This window comes from Vibrio sp. J383, assembly GCF_023503985.1.
GTDB classification, from domain to species: Bacteria; Pseudomonadota; Gammaproteobacteria; order Enterobacterales; family Vibrionaceae; genus Vibrio; species Vibrio splendidus.
This window is the reverse complement of record NZ_CP097293.1, coordinates 1,315,016-1,337,618: the sequence shown is the minus strand read 5'-3', so window position 1 is coordinate 1,337,618 and position 22,603 is coordinate 1,315,016. Positions and strand designations below refer to the sequence as shown.

General features: G+C 44.6%; 21 protein-coding genes. 10 read left to right on the top strand and 11 right to left on the bottom strand.

The annotated features are described in order from the left end of the window. The first annotated feature begins 55 nt into the window (after positions 1-55). From M4S28_RS06075 to M4S28_RS06065, 3 genes are all read left to right on the top strand, one after another. Positions 56-1,072: a nuclear transport factor 2 family protein gene (locus tag M4S28_RS06075; protein WP_249632494.1), complete on the top strand. Its 1,017-nt coding sequence runs from the start codon at positions 56-58 to the stop codon at positions 1,070-1,072. Between the two features lie 199 nt (positions 1,073-1,271). After that, complete coding sequence (locus M4S28_RS06070; protein ID WP_249632493.1) at positions 1,272-2,348, top strand: porin; 1,077 nt, start codon at positions 1,272-1,274, stop codon at positions 2,346-2,348. 302 nt (positions 2,349-2,650) lie between these two features. Further along, entirely contained in the window at positions 2,651-3,682 is a 1,032-nt protein-coding gene (locus M4S28_RS06065) for a LacI family DNA-binding transcriptional regulator (protein ID WP_249632492.1), read from the top strand. A gap of 121 nt (positions 3,683-3,803) precedes the next feature. On the opposite strand, the gene M4S28_RS06060 is transcribed toward M4S28_RS06065, so the two are convergent. Then, entirely contained in the window at positions 3,804-5,306 is a 1,503-nt protein-coding gene (locus M4S28_RS06060) for an arylsulfatase (RefSeq protein WP_249632491.1), read from the bottom strand. A gap of 9 nt (positions 5,307-5,315) precedes the next feature. Further along, complete coding sequence (locus M4S28_RS06055; protein ID WP_249632490.1) at positions 5,316-5,705, bottom strand: DUF4345 domain-containing protein; 390 nt, start codon at positions 5,703-5,705, stop codon at positions 5,316-5,318. A gap of 138 nt (positions 5,706-5,843) precedes the next feature. On the opposite strand from M4S28_RS06055, the gene M4S28_RS06050 reads away from it, so the two are divergent. Further along, positions 5,844-6,611 carry a hypothetical protein gene (locus M4S28_RS06050; protein WP_249632489.1) on the top strand — a complete coding sequence of 256 codons (768 nt, stop codon included), beginning with the start codon at positions 5,844-5,846 and terminating at the stop codon, positions 6,609-6,611. Between the two features lie 92 nt (positions 6,612-6,703). Here the strand turns inward: M4S28_RS06050 and M4S28_RS06045 are convergent, their stop codons facing one another. The 3 genes from M4S28_RS06045 to M4S28_RS06035 form a co-directional block, all read right to left on the bottom strand. Continuing rightward, positions 6,704-7,123: a globin gene (locus M4S28_RS06045; RefSeq protein ID WP_249632488.1), complete on the bottom strand. Its 420-nt coding sequence runs from the start codon at positions 7,121-7,123 to the stop codon at positions 6,704-6,706. Between the two features lie 133 nt (positions 7,124-7,256). Beyond that, positions 7,257-7,637 (bottom strand): VOC family protein, encoded by a 381-nt coding sequence (locus tag M4S28_RS06040; RefSeq protein WP_102544429.1) that lies wholly within the window; start codon positions 7,635-7,637, stop codon positions 7,257-7,259. A 76-nt stretch (positions 7,638-7,713) separates the two neighbouring features. Then, complete coding sequence (locus tag M4S28_RS06035; protein WP_249632487.1) at positions 7,714-8,598, bottom strand: LysR substrate-binding domain-containing protein; 885 nt, start codon at positions 8,596-8,598, stop codon at positions 7,714-7,716. A 104-nt stretch (positions 8,599-8,702) separates the two neighbouring features. Between M4S28_RS06035 and M4S28_RS06030 the strand changes: the two genes are divergently transcribed. Continuing rightward, positions 8,703-10,043 carry a 6-phospho-beta-glucosidase gene (locus M4S28_RS06030; protein WP_249632486.1) on the top strand — a complete coding sequence of 447 codons (1,341 nt, stop codon included), beginning with the start codon at positions 8,703-8,705 and terminating at the stop codon, positions 10,041-10,043. 76 nt (positions 10,044-10,119) lie between these two features. Further along, complete coding sequence (locus M4S28_RS06025) at positions 10,120-10,884, top strand: carbohydrate deacetylase (RefSeq protein WP_249632485.1); 765 nt, start codon at positions 10,120-10,122, stop codon at positions 10,882-10,884. A 17-nt stretch (positions 10,885-10,901) separates the two neighbouring features. On the opposite strand, the gene soxR is transcribed toward M4S28_RS06025, so the two are convergent. Together soxR and M4S28_RS06015 are read right to left on the bottom strand one after the other, a co-directional pair. Beyond that, positions 10,902-11,342: a redox-sensitive transcriptional activator SoxR gene (soxR, locus tag M4S28_RS06020; RefSeq protein ID WP_004736387.1), complete on the bottom strand. Its 441-nt coding sequence runs from the start codon at positions 11,340-11,342 to the stop codon at positions 10,902-10,904. 152 nt (positions 11,343-11,494) lie between these two features. Then, on the bottom strand, positions 11,495-12,454 hold the full coding sequence (locus M4S28_RS06015) for a LysR family transcriptional regulator (protein ID WP_249632484.1): 960 nt from the start codon (positions 12,452-12,454) through the stop codon (positions 11,495-11,497). Between the two features lie 130 nt (positions 12,455-12,584). On the opposite strand from M4S28_RS06015, the gene M4S28_RS06010 reads away from it, so the two are divergent. Continuing rightward, the gene (locus M4S28_RS06010) at positions 12,585-13,397 is read left to right on the top strand and encodes an enoyl-CoA hydratase/isomerase family protein (protein ID WP_249632483.1); all 813 of its coding nucleotides are present in this window, start codon (positions 12,585-12,587) and stop codon (positions 13,395-13,397) included. 89 nt (positions 13,398-13,486) lie between these two features. On the opposite strand, the gene M4S28_RS06005 is transcribed toward M4S28_RS06010, so the two are convergent. From M4S28_RS06005 to M4S28_RS05995, 3 genes are all read right to left on the bottom strand, one after another. Beyond that, the gene (locus tag M4S28_RS06005; RefSeq protein ID WP_249632482.1) at positions 13,487-14,014 is read right to left on the bottom strand and encodes an NADPH-dependent FMN reductase; all 528 of its coding nucleotides are present in this window, start codon (positions 14,012-14,014) and stop codon (positions 13,487-13,489) included. A 311-nt stretch (positions 14,015-14,325) separates the two neighbouring features. After that, positions 14,326-15,888 carry a glutamate synthase-related protein gene (locus M4S28_RS06000; RefSeq protein ID WP_249632481.1) on the bottom strand — a complete coding sequence of 521 codons (1,563 nt, stop codon included), beginning with the start codon at positions 15,886-15,888 and terminating at the stop codon, positions 14,326-14,328. 203 nt (positions 15,889-16,091) lie between these two features. Then, entirely contained in the window at positions 16,092-16,649 is a 558-nt protein-coding gene (locus M4S28_RS05995) for a YceB family lipoprotein (RefSeq protein ID WP_249632706.1), read from the bottom strand. 287 nt (positions 16,650-16,936) lie between these two features. On the opposite strand from M4S28_RS05995, the gene M4S28_RS05990 reads away from it, so the two are divergent. After that, positions 16,937-18,280 carry a sigma-54 interaction domain-containing protein gene (locus M4S28_RS05990; RefSeq protein WP_249632480.1) on the top strand — a complete coding sequence of 448 codons (1,344 nt, stop codon included), beginning with the start codon at positions 16,937-16,939 and terminating at the stop codon, positions 18,278-18,280. Positions 18,281-18,386: 106 nt separating this feature from the next. Here the strand turns inward: M4S28_RS05990 and M4S28_RS05985 are convergent, their stop codons facing one another. Then, positions 18,387-20,177: a hypothetical protein gene (locus tag M4S28_RS05985; RefSeq protein ID WP_249632479.1), complete on the bottom strand. Its 1,791-nt coding sequence runs from the start codon at positions 20,175-20,177 to the stop codon at positions 18,387-18,389. Between the two features lie 401 nt (positions 20,178-20,578). Between M4S28_RS05985 and M4S28_RS05980 the strand changes: the two genes are divergently transcribed. Next, positions 20,579-20,965 (top strand): thiol-disulfide oxidoreductase DCC family protein, encoded by a 387-nt coding sequence (locus M4S28_RS05980; protein ID WP_249632478.1) that lies wholly within the window; start codon positions 20,579-20,581, stop codon positions 20,963-20,965. Between the two features lie 223 nt (positions 20,966-21,188). Next, the gene (locus tag M4S28_RS05975; protein ID WP_249632477.1) at positions 21,189-22,508 is read left to right on the top strand and encodes an ABC1 kinase family protein; all 1,320 of its coding nucleotides are present in this window, start codon (positions 21,189-21,191) and stop codon (positions 22,506-22,508) included. Positions 22,509-22,603 lie beyond the last annotated feature (95 nt).

The window sequence follows — 22,603 nt, the reverse complement described above, 5'->3', positions numbered from 1 at the left end:
TCCAAATCGAGTCCTGTTCCGAATGTTGGCTCGACAACAAAAAAGAGAATTTACTATGTCTAAATATCAAGAAGCTAAACGCATTGTTCGCGATTACTTTGACGCTATCGAAAACGCAACTCACGAGAACGTGGCTGAAGTTTTAAAAGCGCACACGTCTGAAGATTACTTGTGGCGCGGTGTTTACCCATTCCGCGAGCAAGAAGGCGCACAAGCAGCGGCTGACGTGTTCTGGGCTCCAATGATGAAATCAATGACACGCATGCAGCGTCGTCAAGATATCTTCATCGGTGGTAACAACGAAGTTAACCCAGATGAAATTTGGGTAATGAGCATGGGTCACTTCATGGGTCTGTTCGACGCTGAATACCTAGGCATGCGCCCTACTGGCAAGATCATGAACGTTCGCTACGCAGAGTTTAACTGTGTTGTTGATGGCAAAATCACTAAGACCGGCCTGTTCCTAGACCTTCTAGGCATGATGGATCAAGCGGGTTGCTACCCACTTCCACCATCAACTGGTAAGCACTTCGTATACCCTGGCCCACGTAACCACGATGGTCTGCTATTCGAAGACGCGGCTCCCGAAGAAGGCGTTGCAACGCTGGCTCTAGTCAACAAAATGGTTGATGACCTGTCTGCTCTTAACGACAGCGGCGCAATGGGTTGCCCACCAGAAGTACTAGCGAAGAGCTGGTCAAAAGATATGATTTGGTACGGCCCATGTGGTATTGGCGCGTCTTACACGATTCCTCGCTACCAACAACAGCACCAACTTCCTTTCCGTAACAACCTAAAAGACAAGAAGTTCAACGGCCACGTTTGTCGTTTCGCTGAAGGTAACTTCTCTTGTTTCTTCGGTTGGCCAAACCTATCAAACACACCTACGGGCGGTTTCCTAGGTATGACTGGCGGTGAAGTTCGTGCCAACATGCAAGTGGTTGACGTTTACTACCGCGACGGTGACAAACTGTCTGAGAACTGGGTTCTTATCGACCTTCCTTACTGGCTACAACAGCAAGGTGTCGATGTATTCGAACGCACTGCATCTATCTTGAACCCAACTCTGTAACCATGTCCTATTGTTTACCTAGTCCTTACCTACGCTAGGCAGACATGACAGCCGAGGGCTCCTTCTCGCCCTCGGCAACTTGCTCCACCCAAGATAACCAACTTGTGCCTCACGGATGGGCACACCCTGCCAAACCATTACCTACATAACGGGCTTGAAAGCACGGCGGCTTTCTACGGCCTGAATAAAGAGAATAATAATGAACAAGTCGATACTTTCTGCAGTGATCCTAACGGCACTTACGTCAGGTTCAGCTTTTGCTGCACACACTTTTACCAATGACGCGGGCGATAGCCTTACTTTAGATGGCCGTTTCGATGTTCGTTACCAAGACAAAGGTGGCGACCATAACGGCGAATGGAACAGCGGCAGTTCTCGTTTCGGCCTTAAAGGTCAAATGGGCTTAGACAACGATTGGACTGGCTTTGGCCATGCCGAATGGGGTTATAACTCGGGTGCTAACGGCGACAATATTTACGACCGACTTCTATACGCTGGTGTAGAGCACGAGAAATACGGCAAGATTGCGGCGGGTACTAAGCAATGGTCAACCTTCTACGACGTAGCTTGGTTTACCGATATGGGCCGTGTATTTGGTTCACGTGGCTCAGGCTACTACAACCTGTCTGACTGGGGTATTGCTTCAGGTACAGGTCGTGCAGAAAACTCAATCACTTACCGTAACAACATTAGCGATAACTGGAAATACGGCTTCACTTATCAGACAACTCGTGAAGATGTTGGCCTTGCGGATGGTTTAACAGCAACCCTGAAAAACGGTATGGGTGCATCAACGCTTTACACTGTCATGGATGGCCTAACAATTGGTTTGGCTTACCATCAGAATGAATTCGATGATGTTGATGCTGGCGTTAAAAACATCAAAGATGGTGATACGCAGCGCATCGGTTTGTTAGGTGTGAACTACACCAACAACGGTCTATTTGTTGGCTTCACCTATAGCCAAGGTTCAAACTGGGAAACCACCAGCAAAGCAGAATTCTACGACCACCGTGGTGCTGAATTCTTCACTTACTACCACTTTGAAAACGGTCTGCGTCCAACCTTTAACGTTAACTACTTAACAGACACAGACGACAACGCTAACGGTTACGATCGTCAGCTTATTATCCCTGGCCTTGAGTACCACTTTAAGAAAAACAAATTCTTAGTGTGGACGGAATACCAATTCGATAACGGTAACGACAAGTCAGTCGGTAACCATTACGAAAACAGTGACGACCAATTCGCTGCGGGCATCCGTTACTACTTCTAATAGTTAATAGCTTTTGGCTTTTGGCTTTTGGCTTTTGGCTTAACAGTCTAATGACTTAGCGGTATGTCACTCATTTTATAAGTAAATTCGTAATCTAAAGCTCTGCTCTTGTGCAGAGCTTTTTAATAATCATTTTCTATAACTATACTTTTTAGCCAACACAGGTAATGGGTTATACCCAATGCTTGATTAAGAATAATCAATATTCCTTATTTTTCATATCATTCCTTACTAAGGCTTTATGAATACGTACCTAATTATGGTATTCTGTGCGCAGTCAATTTGGTTCCAAAGTATGGTCTATGAACTCTCCAAAACACTCCACTTCATCAAAACAAACCATCACTTCAAAAGATGTCGCTAAGCTTGCTGGCGTTTCTCAATCAACTGTATCTCGCGTATTTGTGCCGGGCAGTTCGGTGTCTGAAAAGACTAAACAAAAAGTGTTCGATGCAGCAAAATCGTTGAATTATCGTCCCAATGCCTTTGCCCGCAGTCTAACGACAAATGAATCCAAATTGATTGGCTTAGTTTTCCCAGATGCCGACTACCCTATTCACATGAAAACACTGCAGCTTATCTCTACTGAGCTACAAAAACAGGGGTACTCTGCGGTATTGATTCCTTGGCAAGTTGATGGAAACGATAACCACTCTATCCCTAATATCTTCCAATACCGTGTTGATGGCGTGATTGCCGCTTCTGCGACCTTTAATAAGTCGCTTTATGAAGAGTGTGAAGAGTTCGACATCCCTATCGTTCAGTTTGCGCGGGTTGTTGAGGGGACTAAGAGTAGCCATGTGGTAAGCGACAACTACGCTGCAGGTCAATTTGCTGCTCAACACTTTCATAAACTTGCTATCAAGTCAGCCACTTACCTCACAGGTAACGTCCCGACATTTACCAATGGCGAGCGCCAAGTGGGTTTCTGCACAGAATTTGAAGACCTAACGGGCAAACAAGCTCGCGTGATTGAAGCTGACTACGATTACCTTGATTCACTCGAGATCATCAGAGCCATGTTCAAAGAAGCTTCTCATCCTGAAGCCATATTTTGTGCGACGGACAATCTCGCTATGGCAGTGATGGACGTGGCTCGTTTAGAGTTCGGGCTCCGTATCCCAGAAGATCTACAAGTGATTGGGTTTGATGACATTCCACAAACTCAATGGCTCAACTACCAACTGACGACGTTTAAGCAGGATTTCCGTCGCCTAGCTCGCGAATCAGTAAAAATTGTGGTTAGCCAAATTCAAGAGCAAGACACTAGCTTAGTAAAGCTAATGGTTCCTGTTCAATTTGTAGAGCGCAACACCACGCTGAAAGTTAACTAGCAAACAACCAGATATAAAAATCCCGTTACTCTAGCGACAGCGTAACGGGATTTTTTATTTTCTAAGCAACTTGTTTTTATAAGAGGCTGTATTTCCTATATTACTTTAAATCAAAAGCTACTTAGTTTCCGACACCACCACTGTTTTGAGCGGAGCTCTCAGGCGTAACAGGAGGCCACTCTTTAAATGTGGCTAAATGTTGTTGAATCGCTGCTTGAGCAGGACCAAACGCCCACATTTTCTGTCCCATCCACTTCAAGTACATACCTGACTCTTCAGCTGCTCGCTCGTATGGGTCACGACGTAAATTGAACAGTAACGGTGCATTAAGTTCTTCTTTCGGACCACTCCAACCATGATTCTGAACCACGAAGTGTGCTTTCCAATCACCTACTCGGACTGCTTGTAGCTTGTCTCGTTCGTAGTAGTAAATCTCTTTACGATTCGACTCACCTTTTTCGGTCAGCATATCGACTTGGTTGTAACCATCAAGGTGCGCTTTAAAGCCATCATGACCTTTCAGCATTTTCTCTTTTAGATCTGTAGGCCCACCTGCAGCTGCAATCAAGGTTGGTAGCCAATCCATACCATCAAAGGTACCATTTCCTACACTACCCGCAGGAATTTTACCCGGCCAACTTACCAACGCAGGCGCTCTTACACCGCCTTCCCAAGTTGTACCCTTCTCACCGCGAAATGGTGTCATACCACCATCTGGCCACGTCATGATCTCAGGGCCGTTATCGGCAGTGAAAATGATGATGGTGTTATCGGCAATACCGAGTTCTTCCATTTTGGCCATCATTTCACCAACATGGTCATCAAGATCTTTCATGACAACTTCTTGAAGTCCCCAACCGTTTTGGCCAAGCATGGCTTCGTATTCAGGTGACAGGTGCGTCCAAACGTGACCACGTGATGGACAGTACCAAGTAAAGAATGGCTTATCCGCTTCAACCGCCCTTTCGATGAAGTTGATCGCGTGTTTATTAACTTCGTCGTCCAGTGTACGCATACGCTCAATCGACAATGCACCATCATCTTCGATCGTTTGACCGCCTTTGCCATCTGATCTTGCGTATATGACATTACGAGGTGCAAAGGCATCCAAAGATCCATCTTTTGGCCAATCTGGATCTTCGGTGTATTCCATCGCATTCAAGTGATACAACCAACCCCAGTATTCATCAAAACCGTGCATTGTTGGAAGAAATTCATCTCTATCACCGAGGTGGTTCTTACCAAACTGCCCAGTCATGTAACCCATCGTTTTAAGCATTTCAGGAAGTGTTGGCGTATCCGCACTTAAACCAACTGGACCACCAGGTAAACCAACCGAGTGCATTCCGGTTCGAACAGGAAGCTGACCAGTTAGGAATGCGGAGCGACCCGCCGTACAAGATGGTTGAGCATAGTAATCAGTGAGTAGCATTCCCTTCTCAGCAATACTGTCAATGTTTGGTGTTTCACTGCTCATCACACCATTGTGATAAGCGCTCAGATTTGAGATACCAATATCATCGGTAAAGATAACAAAAATATTGGGTTGCTCTTGGGCTGACCATGCTGATAGTGAAAAGCCACTCAACAAACTCAGAGTAAGAAGATGGGAAATCCTTTTCATATAATGTCCTTATACTGTTTCAGATTGTTCATTGTGAATCATTTTTATTCCTACCAAGCCAAAGCCAAGCTCCAATAGTAAATAGACGAAAAGTAACCAGTGAGGCATACCATCCAACACTAAACTGGTGACTCGACCTGCAGCTAAACCCAACATAAAAACCACCAAGCTATAAAGCGCTGGCAGCCGATATTTCTTGATCAATGCACCACTAATCCAAAATAAAGCCAGTGCCAAGTACAGCCCCATTACTGCACGAAATATATGAGTCACGTTGATAGGACTAGCATCGATACCAAATAGGTAATCCAGTGAAATAACCGGAGCATAACCATAAGACAAAGCAATCGGCGTTAAGCCCAAAACGGCGACTAATAAGAAAGCACTCTGTTGTTTCATGCCCTCACTCTTTAAATTTGCCTCTTTAATAAAAAACATAGTCTACAATCAAAAATGTACAAGTTGCATATAAAGAAAATGGATAATTAATACATACATTTATGGTGTGTTTTACAAACTTGGGATAGGGATATCAATATGGCTAAATGGCATTACCTAATTGCATCAGCGTTGGTGGTTAGCTCGACAGTAAATGCTCAACAAGCAACTCAACCAGCAAGCACGGAGCAGTGGCAACACAGCTTTGAAATTTACGCTCTCGCGCTCAACATCCGCGGTGACAGCACCATAGGTAACCTTTCTACAGACGTTGATATCGATCCCTCGTTCATCATGGATCATATCGATATGACGGCGATGGTTCGTTTAGAAGGGATTTATGACAATCAATGGGGTTACTACATCGATTACAGCTACATGAAGCTTAGTGGTAAGTCCGATTCGGTCATCGGCAATGCCGGAATTCTTAATGGCAAATTAGAGATCAGACAAGGCGTTCTGGAGGCTAAAGGGTTCAAGCGCTATCAATACGATATTGGTAATATTGACTACATGGTTGGGATACGTTGGTGGGATAACGACATTGATTCAAAACTCTATACAAGCAATGGGACACCCCTGAGTTCTAGATCTTTAGAGGAAGACTGGATTGATTACCTTATCGGTGTTCGTTGGACAAAAAAACTTAACAAAGATTGGACAGTGCATACGAGTATCGACATAGGGATGGGTAGCGACACTGACTTTACTTCGTCCTTGTTAACTGGGGCACGTTATCAAATAAACAGTTGGTCAGATCTGAACCTCGCGTACAAATCCACTTGGGTTGATTACGAAAACAAAGGTACTTTCGAATACGATACAGCCTCACAAGGTTTACTGATCGGTTGGGCGGCTCACTTTTGATTAGGAATCAATAGATTTAAAATTGAGGTAAGCCTGGTTCATGGCTTACCTTTTTACGAAGTCCACTTTCTAAAGAGCGGTTGATGACCTACCTATTGATTCACAGGATGTGGTACAACACACTCTTGCTTCATGATCTTAAGGCCAGTATCAAGCGTTTCTGTCCACGCTTGCTCAACTTGCTCGTTATAATGCGGGTCGTACTTTTTAACTGTATTAAGCAATGAATTGAACCACTCATTGAGCTCTTGTTCAGAGATATCCATCCCTAAGTCTTTGTGTTGCTTACCCAGCCTTTTCACCGAGTTTCGCACACTTGGCAGGCCAGAAGAGTTATAAATCAGGATGATTGAGGCTTTAAGCATTTTCGTTTGTTGCTCTAACCCTATGTTTTCAAAACGTTCTGAAAACCTTGGATTGTGCTCACAAAAATCCGCCAGAAAAGTCTCCAAGAACTCTTGGTCAATCCTGCAACGCTCAAAGCTTTCATAAAACAGTTCATTCGGTTTCATCTAGCAAGTCCTTTGCAATAGTCAGCCTTTAAATAACAGGTTAGTTCAGAGTAGCTATAAACTAACCCTGAACTATCAATATGACTTAATTATACGCCACCATGGCATAAGATGAACGGTGGCATAACGTAAACTATTGCATAAAGTGAGTGGCGCAGATCTTGTTTCCATCAGGGTCTCGTAAATAAGCCATGTAGAGTCGACGTTCGTCTGTCCCTCTCATACCCGGCCCACCTTCAATGCTAGTACCACCGTTCTCAACACCGATGCGATGCCATTCATCGACGGCTTCAGGTGAAGACGCGAGAAAACCCACCGTCATTCCATTACCGTGTGTTGCTGGCTGACCATCAATTGGCTTGGTCAAACCCAAAACACCCGTTTTACTCACATAGATACAACGTCCTTTAGGATCCACAGAACCTTCACCGTAGCCCAGTACCGTCATAATCGAATCATAGAAAGACTTTGCGCGTTCAATATTTTCAGTACCGAGAAAAACATGGCTGAACATAACTAACCTCTTCTGCTATTGAAAGAACCATTTAAACTAGACTTATAAGTCGCGTTTGTCTAGGCATGCTATTCGGTCACAACTGTTGCTTAACCCATTGAGCAAACACTTGAAACTTAGTACGTTGATCCATTCCTTTAGGACACACTAGGTCATACCCTTTGCCAGATTCCATACTCATAAATGGGGTAATTAACAAACCTTGGTCAATCTGCGGCTTCATAAATTCTAGACGCCCTAGTGCCACTCCCATTGATAGTATTGCAGCATCCATCGCCAAGCGGTTATCGCTGTAATAATCACATTGCAAAGTACAATCCACATCACTTTGGGCGTCATGTAACCAACGTTGCCATGCCGTAACATCCCCACTGTGGATGAATTGAATGCACTCTAAATGCTGCATTCCCTTTTCTAGATTGAATTTTTCAGCATATTCAGGGCTACAAACCGGCGTTCTCGCGCCTGTAAATAGCCGCTCACTGTAATGATTCGGATAGTAACCTTCGCTATAGAAAATTGCCACGTCATAAGGTTCAAACTGGAAGTCTGCCTGGCTCTGTTTGGTTTGCAGTTTGATGCTTAGATTCGGATACAAGCGTCTGAATTCTGGCAAACGCGGCATTAACCACGAGGAAGCGAAATAAGGCGATGTCGCGATATATAACTCCCCGCTTAGCTCACCCGTTTGAATATCCATGAGTTCGGAAAAGATAGACTCAAACGAGACGTTCAACATGGATAATACACGCTGACCTTCTGGCGTCAGTTCGAGCTTTCTTGTCTTGCGCACAAACAGGTTGAACTTCAATTGTTGTTCGAGTTTTTTGATCCGATGGCTGACCCCTCCCTGAGTTAAGAAGAGCTCATCGGCGGCAAATGTAAAACTTAAATGTTTAGCCGCAACACTAAAGGTGTGCAGCAGTGACAATGTTTGTTGGCGATTTTCGAATAGCCCCATGCATTAACCCCACTAATTCATAAGTCGTCATAACTGGTTTGTCGGTGTATGTAACCATCATATAAATTAAACCAAGTAATCTACAACATAAAATGGTGAACAGCATGCAACAGAAACAAAAAATCAAAGTAACCGTGATTGGTGGTGGCTCAAGCTACACCCCAGAGCTCATTGAAGGACTGCTCAAGCGCCATCACGAATTACCTATCTCTGATCTGTGGTTGGTCGATATCGAACAAGGCATGGAAAAAGCAGAGATAATCGCGGCGCTCACCAAGCGAATGATAAACAAAGCAGGCTGTGAGATTAATGTTCACCTCACCACAGATCGAAAATCAGCCCTGAAAGACGCTAATTTTGTCTGCTCACAATTTCGCGCCGGAAGAATGGAAGCCAGATTACGTGACGAAAGGATTGCTCTGAAGTATCGCATGATCGGCCAAGAGACCAATGGCTTGGGTGGCTTCTCTAATGCGTGCCGAACCATTCCGATTGCACTCGATATAGCGAAAGAGATGGAACAACTGTGTCCGAATGCGTGGTTACTCAACTTCACCAACCCATCAGGCATGGTAACGGAAGCACTGATTAAGCACTCAACCATTAAAACCGTTGGTCTATGTAACGTTCCCGTCAACATGGAGCTAGGCGCGGCGAAAATGCTCGACGCAGAACGTAAAGATATCACGATGCAAATTGCCGGATTAAATCACCTAGTGTGGGCTCGAAAAGTGCTTCATAACGGCGAAGACAAACTTCAAGAAGTGATTGAGCAACTCCTCGGAGGCAATGATCAAATGATGCCCAAGAACATCCCACTATTTGAATGGGATTCCGAGTTAATTCGATCATTGAATCTGGTGCCGTGTGCTTACCTACGTTACTACTATCAGTCACGAGATATTCTAGACAAAGAGTTTTCGGCGTCTGAAAAGAGCGAAAATCGTGCTGACTTGGTTGCAAAAGTTGAACAACAATTGCTCGAAATCTACAGAGATCCGATGCTGGATACCAAACCGAAATTATTAGAAGAACGAGGTGGTGCCCATTATTCTGAAGCAGCTTGTGAACTGATGAGCAGTATTCACAACAACAAGCGTTCTATCATGCATGTCAATACCCGCAACAATGGTGCGATTCAAGGATTACCCGATGACTGTGCGGTAGAAGTAAGCTCTGTTATCACCAGTAGTGCAATCCTGCCACTGAACGTCGAACCCTTTGATAGCGATACACTTCGTCTCATACAACAAATGAAAGAGTTTGAAACCTTAACCGTTAAAGCGGCCATGACCGGCGATATTGTGTTAGCAAAGCGTGCTTTGATTCTGAACCCTATAGTCGATAGTGGTTCTCATATCGATGAAGCATTACAAGAAACGATTCGAGAGAACCTAGACTTCATGCCTGCGTTTGCTCATCGATTGGCACAAAATGAACAGTAACTTTATGTACATTAGCCCAATCGAAATTAGGTTAATCCAAGTCGTTCACATTCCATTTTAGTCACCAGAGGTCACGATGAAACTAATACTAAACGCCGACGATTTCGGTCTCACTGAAACGGTAAACCATGGCATTGTTGAGTGCTTCAAAGCAGGCGTGGTGAAGTCGACCACCATCATGATGAACCAACCGGGCACACAACACGCCATCGATCTTTACCATCAAGGTTTGGTTCCAGAAGTTGGCTTGCACTTTACGGTTACTTCAGGGAAACCTCTTAGTGCACCAGAGTTAGTACCAAGTTTGGTCGATGACCAAGGTAACTTCTTAGATAAAGCGGTTTTATTTAACAAAGCTGGTGTAGTCGAAGATGAGGTTGTGCTGGAGCTTAACGCGCAGTATCAAGCTGCCATCAATGCCGGTTTAAAGATCAATCATATCGACAGCCATCATTTTGGTGGCGTATTCAAACCTCTCAAAACGGCGTTTACTAAAACAGCAAATACTATTGGCTTGCCAGTAAGACGCATCGACAACATTGTGAGTGGGCAAGGTTCACTGTTGGTGCCTACACCGGACGCTTTTGATATGCGTTTCTTTGACGAAGGCGTATCGCTTAATGGCCTGCAAGATTTATTACTGAGCTACCAAGCTATGATGCCTGACGGTGTGCTTGAGTTAATGTGCCACCCTTCATCAGTGGCAAGTGAACAGCTTAAGTCCCTATCAAGCTATAGTGATAAACGCGTCGAAGAGCATCAACTTCTCACTAGCCCAGAGCTAAAACAGTGGTTGGCTGAGCATCAGATTGAGTGCATTGGATTCGAAGATCTCAAATAGGGAACCTTAAGTCAGGGCTACTCAACGATCCGTTGTGCGCCCTGCCCTTGATCATGCAAAATATCTTCAGGGTTCAACAAGTGGCATTTCTGCATACTCAAACACCCGCAACCGATACAGCCGGTTAAGTTCTCTTGTAGCGATTTAATCTGCGCCATTTTACTGTCGAGTTGCCCCTGCCACTTCTTAGCAACGCGCTCCCAATCTCGCTTAGTCGCGGTATGGTTCATCGGCAGTGTCGATAACTCTTCGGTTATCTCTTCCAGCGTGAAGCCTATCGACTGCGCGACTTGTATCAAAGCAATTCGTCTCAACATCGCCGACTGATATCGACGCTGATTTCCGTTAGTACGAATCGAAGCAATCAACCCCTTGGTTTCGTAAAAACGTAACGCAGAAGGAGCCACGCCACTGCGCTCTGCCAACTGGCCAATGGTGAGGTATACGATGTTTCTCATGATCTTTCACTTCCTGTTTGAATAGCCGTTTCTTCCTGATAATAACCAGTATAATAGAGTTCACTTTAACTTGAAGTTTGGGTTCAAACTTAGGTTTGGGCTAGATTACAAAATACGCGCAACAAAGCAACCTAACGTATTGATTTTTTGAGCTATGATTTTGTTCGATGATTACCATACATGTCGTCAAACCCGGGAATGCCTTGCTCCCACACAGGTTTATCTTCACCGACAATGGTTTTCAATGTATCAATGAAGAGCTTGGTTTTTATGGGTGCATCTCGATGTGGGTACACCGCATAGAAAGTGCCAAAGTCATCCAAGTTTAAGTGGGTCATAATAGGCACCAACTCTCCACTGAGCACTTCATCTTCAATCATCTGCGCCGTGACGACGGCGAGAGTACTGCCGGTTAAAGCGCTCTTGGAAATCATCTCAACGTCATTCACTTTATAAGCGGCATTAAGCTGAAAATGCTGTGCTTGCCCCTCTTGATCGACATAAGAAAACTTATCGATCAACAAACCCGGAGCAGCGTAAATAGTCGCAGGTAATGACTCCAGCTTTTCGATAGTGTTGATCTCGCCATGCAGAGCAATGAACTCAGGTGAAGCGACAATCAACAATCGACTTCTGGCTATCTTGCGGCTGATCAGGCTAGAGTTTTTGGGCTTACCTATACGGAAACCAATATCAAACCCTTCTTTAACCATATCGACGATTCGATCTTCGAGTCTCAATTCAAAATCAACATCTGGATACTGCTTCTGAAAAACCGCAATCGCCTGCTGAACATATTGCCGACCGAACATAGTAGAGCTGGTGATTCTTAATAACCCTCGAGGCTCTGCATGATAGTTTTGCGCCAAGCGTCGAGTATCGTTCAACAGTGCACGAAGCTGATGCGCTTGATTGATCATCTCATTGCCTGCTGCTGTCAGAGATAATGAACGAGTGGTGCGATTCAATAACCGAACATCAAGCTCTTCTTCAAGACGACTGATCTGCTTTGAGATAACAGAGCGGTCGACATTTCTTTGCTCAGCGACTTTGACAAACGACCCCAGCTCAACCACTTCAAGTAACAATAATAAACGACTCGAGATATCCATAACGACCTTTGTTGCATTTAGAGCACCAATTAAGTGCTAATATGACTATTTTTCTCATCTTATTACAGATTTATAGTAGCTGCACATAACGGAGACAACATTCAGTCCCAAATTATTAGAGGAAAACCCCATGACATTACTATCTGTGACTAACTCAAATGGCATTGCAACGGTATCAATCAACAACCCACCAGTGAACGTGCTGACTTTCGACTTGATCAATGAGATCAACGCATTTGTTCTTTCATTAAAAGATGATCGTGATACCAAGGTTGTTGTATTTAAATCATTGAACGAGAGCTTCTTCTTGGCTCACTTAGATCTCAATGTGATAAACGGGACTCAAGGTGGACAAGCAGGTTCGATTGAATTCAACCACATGATTGAGAACATTAAAGCGATGAAACAAGTGTCTGTTGCAGCAGTTGATGGTGTCGCTCGTGGGGGCGGTAATGAATTTGTGATGGCGTGTGACCTTGCTTACGGCACTGAAAACTCAGCGTTCGCACAACCAGAAATTCATGTAAACATCCCAACCGGTGGCCAAGGCGCAGTGCAATTTGCAAGACGCATGGGCAAAAATAAAGCGCTACAAGCATTGCTACTAGGCAACGATTTTACAGCTCAACAAGCAGAGAGCCGTAACATCATTACGCAGTTTGTACCAAAAGCGGAACTAGAAGATTTCTTAGCGGCAACATTAGGCGTGATCAGCCAATTAGAAATACGTGACATCGTGATGTACAAAGAGATCATCGCAACCTCAATCAAAGATGAGCAAGCGGGCGCTGAACTAGAACTGAGATACTTCTTAGAGCGTGCAAAAGAGCAAAAAACTGCGGCAATCATCGGTGCATTTCTAAAACATGGCGGCCAAACTGAGCGTGAAGCTAAAGATATGCCAGGTATCTTCGCCGATACCGCTGCTGAGTTATCAAACTAGCGCCGATATAAAGACAGCCATTGAATGGTGGCTGTCTTTTCGCTTTGCGTTCTATCTACTCACCTTTAACTGCTTCACTGAGTAGAAGTCTATCGAACGACTTTGTTCATGATCAGTTTAAGATGTTCAATCATTTCTGGGTTGATCATCTCTCCCGTTTCCATATCGAAATTATCGTAGAAGCTTGGTACTGACATAGAGCCTTTCACATCAGCATCAAAGTTAGGCGCTGAATTAACCGCTGAAGACAACACGGAGGTCGCGCCCCCAGGCCCCGGAGATGTAGCAAGCATGACCACAGGTTTACCTTGATACACTTTCATGTCGATTCGTGATGTCCAGTCAAACACATTCTTAAAGGCTGCGGTGTATGAACCGTTGTACTCTGCAAAAGAGATGACCACAGCGTCGGCTTCGCCAATCTTGCTAAAAAAGCGCTGCGCGTGGTGATGAACGCCAGACTCTTTTTCTCTGTCTTCACTGTAAATGGGCATCTCGAAATCATTGAGATCGAGCACCTCTACTAGCGCGCCCTCAATTAAGCTTGCGGTGTACGCTGCCAATTGTTGGTTAATCGATGCTTTACTGTTGGTCGCGCCAATCGCTAATACTTTCATTGTTGATCCTTGTTCATTTTTCTCACCTTTTTGCACTCATGACTTCAATTACGGAGCTCAAAGTTCATAACTGAAGATTCGTAACGTCTGTTTGATAACATCAAAACCGCACTAGGCGACAAGGTGATAGATTGGGGATCACGATAAAACCTCAAGTTAACTTGAGGTAAAGCGATATTTTAAGAGAATAGGACATAATTTAAAAACGAAGATAAAGCAGTGAATTACAGCAGGGAAAATATGAATTTGTATTGCACAGGCAAAAATAAGCACACCCAAAATACAGTGAGTGTGCTTTATCGAAACATTATTTACTTAAGTTGGTTTAATGGACTGACCCCAGAGTAAACGACTCCGGATAGCTCTGCCATTTCACGGTTCCACGTTGCTAAGTCATGAGGGTTAAACTGATTCAAATGATCATGGCCGCACGCTCTCGCCATCACTTGCATTAACTCCGTCGAGGCTTCGAAGAAGTTCTTTAGTTGGTTCGATGCTTTTTCCACATTTAAGCGTTGTCGTAAATCGGCTTTTTGAGTCGCGATGCCAGCCGGGCAATTATTGGTGTTACACATTCTGGCCGCCACACACCCAATCGACTGCATGGCACTGTTTGAAATAGCGACACCATCAGCGCCAAGCGCCAGTGCTTTCACAAAGTCCATCGGCACGCGCAAACCGCCCGTGATGATCAATGTGACTCTGTCACTGACACCTTGCTTGTCTAGATAGGCTCTGGCACGAGCTAATGCAGGAATAGTAGGAACACTAATATGATCACGGAACATTTCTGGCGCCGCGCCTGTACCGCCGCCTCGACCGTCTAAAATGATGTAATCAGCACTGGCATCAAGTGCGAACTGAATATCCTCTTCAATATGATTGGCACTCAACTTGAAGCCAATTGGGATCCCGCCCGTTACTTCTCGAACCCGGTCGGCGAACTTTTTGAAATCCTCGACGGTTTTTAGATCCACAAAGGTGGGTGGCGAAATCGCCGCTGTACCCGCTTCAATGCCGCGCACCTCTGCTATCTTGCCAATGTTTTTCGCCCCCGGTAGGTGACCGCCAGTTCCGGTTTTGGCACCCTGTCCGCCTTTAAAGTGGAAGGCTTGGACATTTTTTAGCTTAGATTCATCGTAACCAAACTGAGCACTGGCTAATTCGTAAAAATAGCGAGAGTTCGCCGCCTGCTCTTCGGGTAACATGCCGCCCTCTCCTGAACAAATACCCGTCCCTGCGAGTTCTGCACCTGTCGCCAACGAGACTTTCGCTTCTTCAGACAAAGAGCCAAAACTCATGTCAGATACAAACAAGGAGATATTCAACTTGAGCGGCTTTTTCGCTTTGGGCCCAATAATAAGCTCAGTACCCACAGGCACATTTTCAAGCAGAGGTTTGGTCGCCATTTGCGCAACCATTACCTGAATATCATCCCAATGCGGCAATAGATATCTTGGCACACCCATTGAGGTCATGGGCCCATGATGCCCGACCTTAGATAAACCATCGCGCGCCAGTTGATGGATGAACTCGACCGTGGGCTCTTCTTTGGTTGCGCTCGCTGCGGGAGACAAGTCTGGCGTTGCCGCTTGGATATGAACATCAGGGCCTTCTTGCCCCACTTGATCAGCCGTAAACTGTTTATGGGTACCATCACAAAAAGGGAGGTTGTTCGAATATTTACAGCGGCAAAGGTAAGCGTCGCCGTTTTCCTCGGCCACGAAACTCTTCGGTTTGAAGCCGGTTCCTGCATGAGAGCCGTCGCAGTAAGGTTGGTTTTTCGATTTACCACAGGTACAGAAGTAATACTCCTCCCCTTCTATTAGCTCCACTTTGACTGGCTTGGTATCCGCTATCACTGGATTCTTCATAGTTCGCTCACCTTTTCTTTCTTATGATTTGATGACTGAAGCGATGACTTGCTCACAAGAGTAAAGTAAAGGTGAGATACGTGACGAATTCAATAAATGAGATAGATCGATAAGATTAGTGAACCGACTAAAAACATACAAAAATGGCCACCTAATCGGCAGCCACTATGTTCAATTCTTAGTCCAAGCTAAAACGAAAAAGGTTAATCGAATAACTCGATAACCAGCTTGTTGTCTTTAATCACCAGATTCGGTTCCGATGACTTAATCAATGACTCTTGAACCTTATTGCTGTCCAATTTGTAAACTGGCGACTGAGACAACGCAAAACCAATCATAGAAACGGCAGGCTTAAGTAGTTTGGCGACCTCAGGCGAAAGCTGTTTATCTTTTTCTTCAAAGCGCTCTAAACGCAGTGATTTCAAATAAATCTCGCCACTCTCTTTGTCGTATTCAGGAATCGCACTGAACTCGATATCAAGATCCAACCTCATGTTCGGCACGTTAAACACCTGAACTTGTGCATTGGTGTTCGCCAGAACAGACACACGTTCGGCATCAGCTCGACCAATCTGCACCGCTAAGTCATCAACAGCGACTTGCGCATACATAACGTTTTGTACACCCACTTCTTGCTCTAACATCACCGAATCTTGAAGGTAGTTCGTCATTTCTTGCTCAGTCACGCTGTAGCTAACACAACCACTTAGCATCAGGGCAGACGCTGCCAAAATGAACTTTTTTGCTACGTTAATTATCATCAATATCAGCTCTTTATCGTTAGTGACTAGCGCGGAGTTTACTGTGTGATCATCAATAAACAAAACAGTAAAAACACGATATTCGTGAATACCTTTATTAATAAGCATAAATATCAGTAAGTAAAGCACCAGATTGGCTTTCCCGCTTGAGAGAATGACACTTATCAGCCAAACGCCATCAGATTTGTGTACTCGAATTAATTGAATTTTGCTTCTAAGCTTATGGGATATTTAGGGGGCTTACTGAAGGTTTCATCATGGATATCGAAACATGAAGAGTGAGCACAATGCCATCAAAAAGAGTATCACCTGAGCCAACAACTCGTCCCGTGATTTTGTTATGCAACACCGCATGCCTGCACCATAGTCAGTGGGTGGGAGAACTGCGTCTCCATAACTGGGAAGCTCAAGTTGCAGAAACAACCGAACAGGCCATTCACTTACTCGATACACGCAGCGAAAGCTACGCACCAATTGTCGTTTCCTGTCTGACATCATCTTCAATCGACAAACAATGTGAGCAAATAGCAGCGCTGAAGGCTCATTCGCCGAGTTTGAAAGCAATCGCTATCTGTAACCATCCACCAAGCCAAGACTTGTCACTTATTAAGCAAACCTTCTGGGATTATTACCATCTGCCTATTGATACCGAATGGCTTTGTCGAAATCTAGGGCACGCGTACGGCATGGTAGATTCCGAACAAAACAAGGCAAAGCCAATCTCGATCGATGAATATCAATTGGTGGGGCAATCCAGCACCATCCAGCAACTTAAAAAGAAGATAGCTAAAATCGCTAACAACGATTTCCCAGTGCTGATTCAAGGGGAAACTGGCACAGGCAAAAGCTTGTGCGCGCGCTTAATACATGAAGCTTCAGCCCGCAGGCAGAAACCTTTCATCGCTGTAAATTGTGGCGCAATTCCACAATCCCTGATTCACTCAGAGTTATTTGGCTTTGAAAAAGGCTCGTTCACGGGAGCTAATAAACGCTACGTCGGACATGTGGAAAGAGCGAACGGTGGCACGCTATTTTTGGATGAGATCGGCGACCTTGAGCTGTCGCTGCAAACCTATTTGCTCCACTTTCTAGAAAATAACTTGATAGAGCGATTAGGCAGTAATAACCAATTGCCCGTAGATTGCCGTGTAATTTTCGCCACCAACGTCAATATCGAACAAGCCGTAGCTGCGGGTAAATTTCGAAAGGATCTCTTTCATCGCATCAATGTACTTCCATTAGACCTAGTACCACTCAATGATCACAAAGAAGACATTGAAGATTTGGTTCGATTTGAACTGAAGCACAATTACGCATCCAAAACCAAACTGCCTAGTGACACCCTTGAGCAAATGAAACAGTACCATTGGCCAGGCAATGTCAGAGAATTATTCAACTGCATAAAAAGAGCGATTGTTCTTTCTAACTCAAGCGCCCTCTCTACTCGTCATATGGGGATTCAATTAAAAGACGCGTCGCCCGACGCAGAAAATGATACTCGACTTTCTTCAAAAAATGTTCGTCGAGTGATTCAGCAACACCACTACAATATTTCCCAATCCGCTAAAGCATTGTCTATTTCCCGAACAACCTTATACAAGCTGATTAAAAAACATCAGATAGTAATTTAAGTCGCCTAGCTAACTAAATAACTAAGTAAGTAACTAAGTAACTAATAAAGCAGCCTAACGAACTAGGCTGCTTTGGAGTTTAGTTGAACTCAATTAATGAAAGTGCTTATGGCTCAGGAACAGTAAACGGACAAACATCACAGGTTGCAATGTTCGATGTTTCCATAAATGCTTCTTGCAAGAACAGCGAGTCAAACGTTGCTGTTACTTGATTAGATAGCATCCCTGCAGTTCCGGTTGGTAACACATTTGGTGCATAAGTTTTACTTACTTGTGTACACACTTGACCAATCGCATCACCAAAGTTCGGTATCCACTCTCCTTCACCTGTTTTACAAGCAAACAACTCAGGGTCGGCACTTAATGTACTACACATATTACCAGCACCACATGTGGTCACATCCTCAAGATCATCACAAGGTAAAGCAAAGTCGAGGTAATAACTGCTGTTGACTACTTCAGTAGGTAAATCAGAACGGCTCAAAGAGTCATCCTTAGAATCCACCAGCGATTCAATGGCCAATGGGATATCACCGGTATTACATATTTCAACATCATAGGTTTTCTTAAGCACAACTTGGCCGCCATCAACCTCTAAGAAGCTATTACACACCTTAGAAATCTCAACCATCGGGCTCAAGTCTATTGGTGGACAATTGTAGGCCACTGGCGCTTGAGCATTCACGATAAGCCCATCAAGATCCACCGCACCATCTATTACGCCGACGGCACCATTATTTACCGACAAGTAATTACCCATGAATGAGAATGACTCGCCGACACTCCACACTTCATCGCCGTTACCCACGACAGGAAGCGCACCTAAGATTGGTGACTCAGATAAAAAGGCCACTTCGTAATCACCATTGGTGCCTAACGAACCAGGGCCAGTATTGGTAACCGTCACGGTGTAATCGATGTTAAACATGCCATCAACCGTAAAGCTGGTTGTGTTACAAGTCGCCGCTATATTGATGCTACATAAACTGAATGAACCGACAACGAAGTCAGCCAAAGATGCATCAATCGAACGAGAAGCTCGTGACTCCACTAAGAAGCTACTGAAACAAGGAATGTCGCTGATACCAAACTCATCGTTCAACAACGCAGATAAATTCAGACGTCCTTCTACAAAGCTCTCTGTCGGAATAGACGTTGTTTCCCCCGTTTTCGCGAGATAGTCCCAACCTTGTACATTCGGTAGCGGTATTGCTCCAATAGAGTCATCATTTGAAATCGCACAGATCTTATCGACACCGATAGCGCCACTGCCACATCTTGCTCCCACGAAATCATTCGATTTAGGATCACCGTCCGTTTGGAAGAGCCTCGTCATATTGTCCGTCACATCACCATTATTCAAATCCCACTGCAACACTTCAATATATGGGTTACCGCCACTCGCTTGAGGGAATGAAATCAGCACAAGGATGTCTCCATTGACATGCTGCCCGACAAAGTCGCCCTTAGTTTTTCCATCCGGCAATCCAACCTGGTCTTGTAAGAACCAGAAGCCAATGTACATATCACCATTGTTCGCATATCGGTCTGCACCAAAATAAATAAGCAAGTCACCTTCGCTTTCAAAGGCAGCGGCATACGCATTGGTAAAGTCATCTTTTGGTTGTGGTGACGCGGTACGGAACGCCCAATCTGTAATGTCGGAATCATCTTTTGATCCACCCTTCCAAAAGATTTGGTCGATACCGTTACGGTCTTTTTCGAAAAATTCTGCAATCCCAACCATGCTGTTAGGATCATTTACGTCATCCCAATCAATACCACTATTATCACTGGTCGCGTTACCATCAAGTTCCATCACATCAACAGTAGCCCACACCAACTGGGGGCTACTAAACAACAAAAGCACACTAAGTAAATAATTTATAACCTTCATGTTCTCTCTCCATTTATCCATACTTATGCTTTTAGGGTTTTCTGCCATGCCCAAATTGGAGAAAATCCATTAGCAATTCGTAGGTTCGATAGAGCATATTCCAAGCCAAGTTCAACTTGTTGAATTGATTGATGTTTATATATTGAAGGCACACCTTTATTGGACGCTTTGTTATCCTTTGTCCATAAACCCGAGATTTGACCAAACAATCAAGGACTTGAAAAGATGAACAAAGTGTCTACGTCAGACATTTTTTTAGCTTTGATACGAGGAGAGTGATCTTTAAAAGATACAATCACGTAGCCATTGCTAGATTATTGAATAACAAGCGATTGAATTGACGGGTGCCGACTTAACGGGTAACTGAAGGTTCAGGTAGTGAAATGATAGGCGAACAGACGATGACACAACTTACGATATTTTACGATGGGACATGTCCATTGTGCGCAAAAGAGATGGCGGCACTTGCGATGCATGATGTCGAAAATAAGATTCAAACCATCGATATCTACAGTGAAGCCTTTTCAGACTACCCTCAGATTGATGCGGACGCAGCCAACACCATTTTGCATGCACTGGATGAGAATGGAAAACTGCTGCTAGGTTTAGACGTGACCTACCAAGCGTGGCGCTTAGTAGGAAAAGGTTGGCTATACGCACCTTTGCGTTGGGCGATGTTCAAGCCAATGGCAGATTGGTGTTATCTACGGTTTGCTAAGAACCGATATAAAGTCTCGTTTTGGTTAACCGGAAAGTCGCGCTGCGATGGTAACAGCTGCACAAAATAGTGCTTGGCTAAGACATACCACTTGCGACTTTGTAATACACCACACCAAACAGCGCAGCAAAAACTAAAACGGTAACCGCGACTTTTAACCAAATAAACTTCATGTTTTGTCCTTATTAATTTTGTTTACTGTTCCGCGAGACAAGTTAGCACAACAAAACATTCGGTTGGGTAATGATTAATAGAACTTTGTAGTGAGTCTTGATAACTAAGTGAGAACCTTTATGTCGGCAAAAGAAAGAAATCTACCTACCCATCGAATTTCTAGATTCAGCAAGTTTGCCTCACTGGCAACAAGAGTCGCGGGCAATGTGATAACGGAAGGTACCAAGCAACTCGCACAAGGCAACAGGCCCAAAGCAAAAGACTTACTGCTAACGCCACAAAACATTGCTCGTCTAACCGATCAACTGGCGCATTTGCGCGGGGCGGCGATGAAGCTCGGCCAAATGTTGTCGATGGATGCGGGTGATATTCTTGAACCCGAGTTAGCCAACATTCTCGCTCGCCTGCGTTCAGACGCCGACCCACTGCCAGCCAAACAGCTCAACCAAGTGTTAGAAAGTTCGCTCGGAATGAACTGGAAGGCGGAGTTTATCTCCTTCAATTTTAAGCCCATCGCCAGTGCTTCCATCGGTCAGGTTCACCAAGCCTACAGTGACGGGGGAGACAAACTTGCCATCAAAGTCCAATACCCAGGCATTCGAAAAAGCATCGACAGTGATGTGGACAACGTAGGTACATTGCTCAATATCGTTGGTTTGATTCCCAAGTCTGTCGATTACAAAGGCTTATTAGAAGAGGCAAAAAAACAACTCCACGACGAAGCGGATTATGCTCGCGAGGCTGACTATGCGACTCGTTATCACAATGTATTAAAAGAACACTCTCACTTCGTTGTACCTAAAATTCACCCTCAAATGTCTTCAGAATCAGTGCTCGCAATGGACTTCATTGAAGGCGTCTCGATAGAGCAAATAGAAGGTTACGATCAAAGCACCCGTGACTTTGTGATGCACAGCTTGCTCGAGCTTCTGTTCAGAGAGTTATTCGACTTCAAGATGGTGCAAACCGATCCCAACTTCGCCAACTATCTTTACGTTGAAAACACGCGACAGATTGGGCTTTTAGACTTTGGAGCAACCCGAGAATACAGCGGCCGCTTCAGTGATGGCTATCGTTTGGCTTTTACCTCTGTGATTACTCACGATGAACAAGGACTCAACAAGGCGTTAGAGCAGATTGGATTTTTTAGCGAGACCATCCTCCCAGACCAGCGCCAAGCGATTCTCAACTTAGTGAAAATGGCCTGTGAACCCATGCTTGTCGATGAAGATTACGACTTCAAAGCCAGTGGTTTAGCACAAAGGCTTCGTGAAGCAGGAACCATACTCAGCATGGAACAAGAGTATTGGCACACGCCACCAGCAGACGCTCTATTCCTCCACCGAAAGATTGGAGGCATGTACCTACTGGCATCTCGCCTTGGAGCCAAGGTAAACATCAGGCGCTTGGTGGTGCCCTATTTGCTAAGCGACAATTGACACTTAAGCGATAGCTGATACTTAAGCGATTCTGGTCTTTAAAGTGATCATTTTAAGTCGTTGAACAGTACTAACAGTTACGCCAACTAAAATGA

Bases quoted from the DNA above. Each gene is read 5' to 3' on its own strand.
- M4S28_RS06035 (WP_249632487.1), bottom strand. From the start codon at position 8,598: ATGGGGCTATTCGAAAATCGCCAACAAACATTGTCACTGCTGCACACC.
- M4S28_RS06040 (WP_102544429.1), bottom strand. From the start codon at position 7,637: ATGTTCAGCCATGTTTTTCTCGGTACTGAAAATATTGAACGCGCAAAG.
- soxR (WP_004736387.1), bottom strand. From the start codon at position 11,342: ATGAGAAACATCGTATACCTCACCATTGGCCAGTTGGCAGAGCGCAGT.
- M4S28_RS06065 (WP_249632492.1), top strand. From the start codon at position 2,651: ATGAACTCTCCAAAACACTCCACTTCATCAAAACAAACCATCACTTCA.
- M4S28_RS05995 (WP_249632706.1), bottom strand. From the start codon at position 16,649: ATGATAATTAACGTAGCAAAAAAGTTCATTTTGGCAGCGTCTGCCCTG.
- M4S28_RS05990 (WP_249632480.1), top strand. From the start codon at position 16,937: ATGCCATCAAAAAGAGTATCACCTGAGCCAACAACTCGTCCCGTGATT.
- M4S28_RS06050 (WP_249632489.1), top strand. From the start codon at position 5,844: ATGGCTAAATGGCATTACCTAATTGCATCAGCGTTGGTGGTTAGCTCG.
- M4S28_RS06030 (WP_249632486.1), top strand. From the start codon at position 8,703: ATGCAACAGAAACAAAAAATCAAAGTAACCGTGATTGGTGGTGGCTCA.
- M4S28_RS05985 (WP_249632479.1), bottom strand. From the start codon at position 20,177: ATGAAGGTTATAAATTATTTACTTAGTGTGCTTTTGTTGTTTAGTAGC.
- M4S28_RS05975 (WP_249632477.1), top strand. From the start codon at position 21,189: ATGTCGGCAAAAGAAAGAAATCTACCTACCCATCGAATTTCTAGATTC.
- M4S28_RS06015 (WP_249632484.1), bottom strand. From the start codon at position 12,454: ATGGATATCTCGAGTCGTTTATTATTGTTACTTGAAGTGGTTGAGCTG.
- M4S28_RS06025 (WP_249632485.1), top strand. From the start codon at position 10,120: ATGAAACTAATACTAAACGCCGACGATTTCGGTCTCACTGAAACGGTA.
- M4S28_RS06000 (WP_249632481.1), bottom strand. From the start codon at position 15,888: ATGAAGAATCCAGTGATAGCGGATACCAAGCCAGTCAAAGTGGAGCTA.
- M4S28_RS06070 (WP_249632493.1), top strand. From the start codon at position 1,272: ATGAACAAGTCGATACTTTCTGCAGTGATCCTAACGGCACTTACGTCA.
- M4S28_RS05980 (WP_249632478.1), top strand. From the start codon at position 20,579: ATGACACAACTTACGATATTTTACGATGGGACATGTCCATTGTGCGCA.
- M4S28_RS06005 (WP_249632482.1), bottom strand. From the start codon at position 14,014: ATGAAAGTATTAGCGATTGGCGCGACCAACAGTAAAGCATCGATTAAC.
- M4S28_RS06045 (WP_249632488.1), bottom strand. From the start codon at position 7,123: ATGAAACCGAATGAACTGTTTTATGAAAGCTTTGAGCGTTGCAGGATT.
- M4S28_RS06055 (WP_249632490.1), bottom strand. From the start codon at position 5,705: ATGAAACAACAGAGTGCTTTCTTATTAGTCGCCGTTTTGGGCTTAACG.
- M4S28_RS06075 (WP_249632494.1), top strand. From the start codon at position 56: ATGTCTAAATATCAAGAAGCTAAACGCATTGTTCGCGATTACTTTGAC.
- M4S28_RS06010 (WP_249632483.1), top strand. From the start codon at position 12,585: ATGACATTACTATCTGTGACTAACTCAAATGGCATTGCAACGGTATCA.
- M4S28_RS06060 (WP_249632491.1), bottom strand. From the start codon at position 5,306: ATGAAAAGGATTTCCCATCTTCTTACTCTGAGTTTGTTGAGTGGCTTT.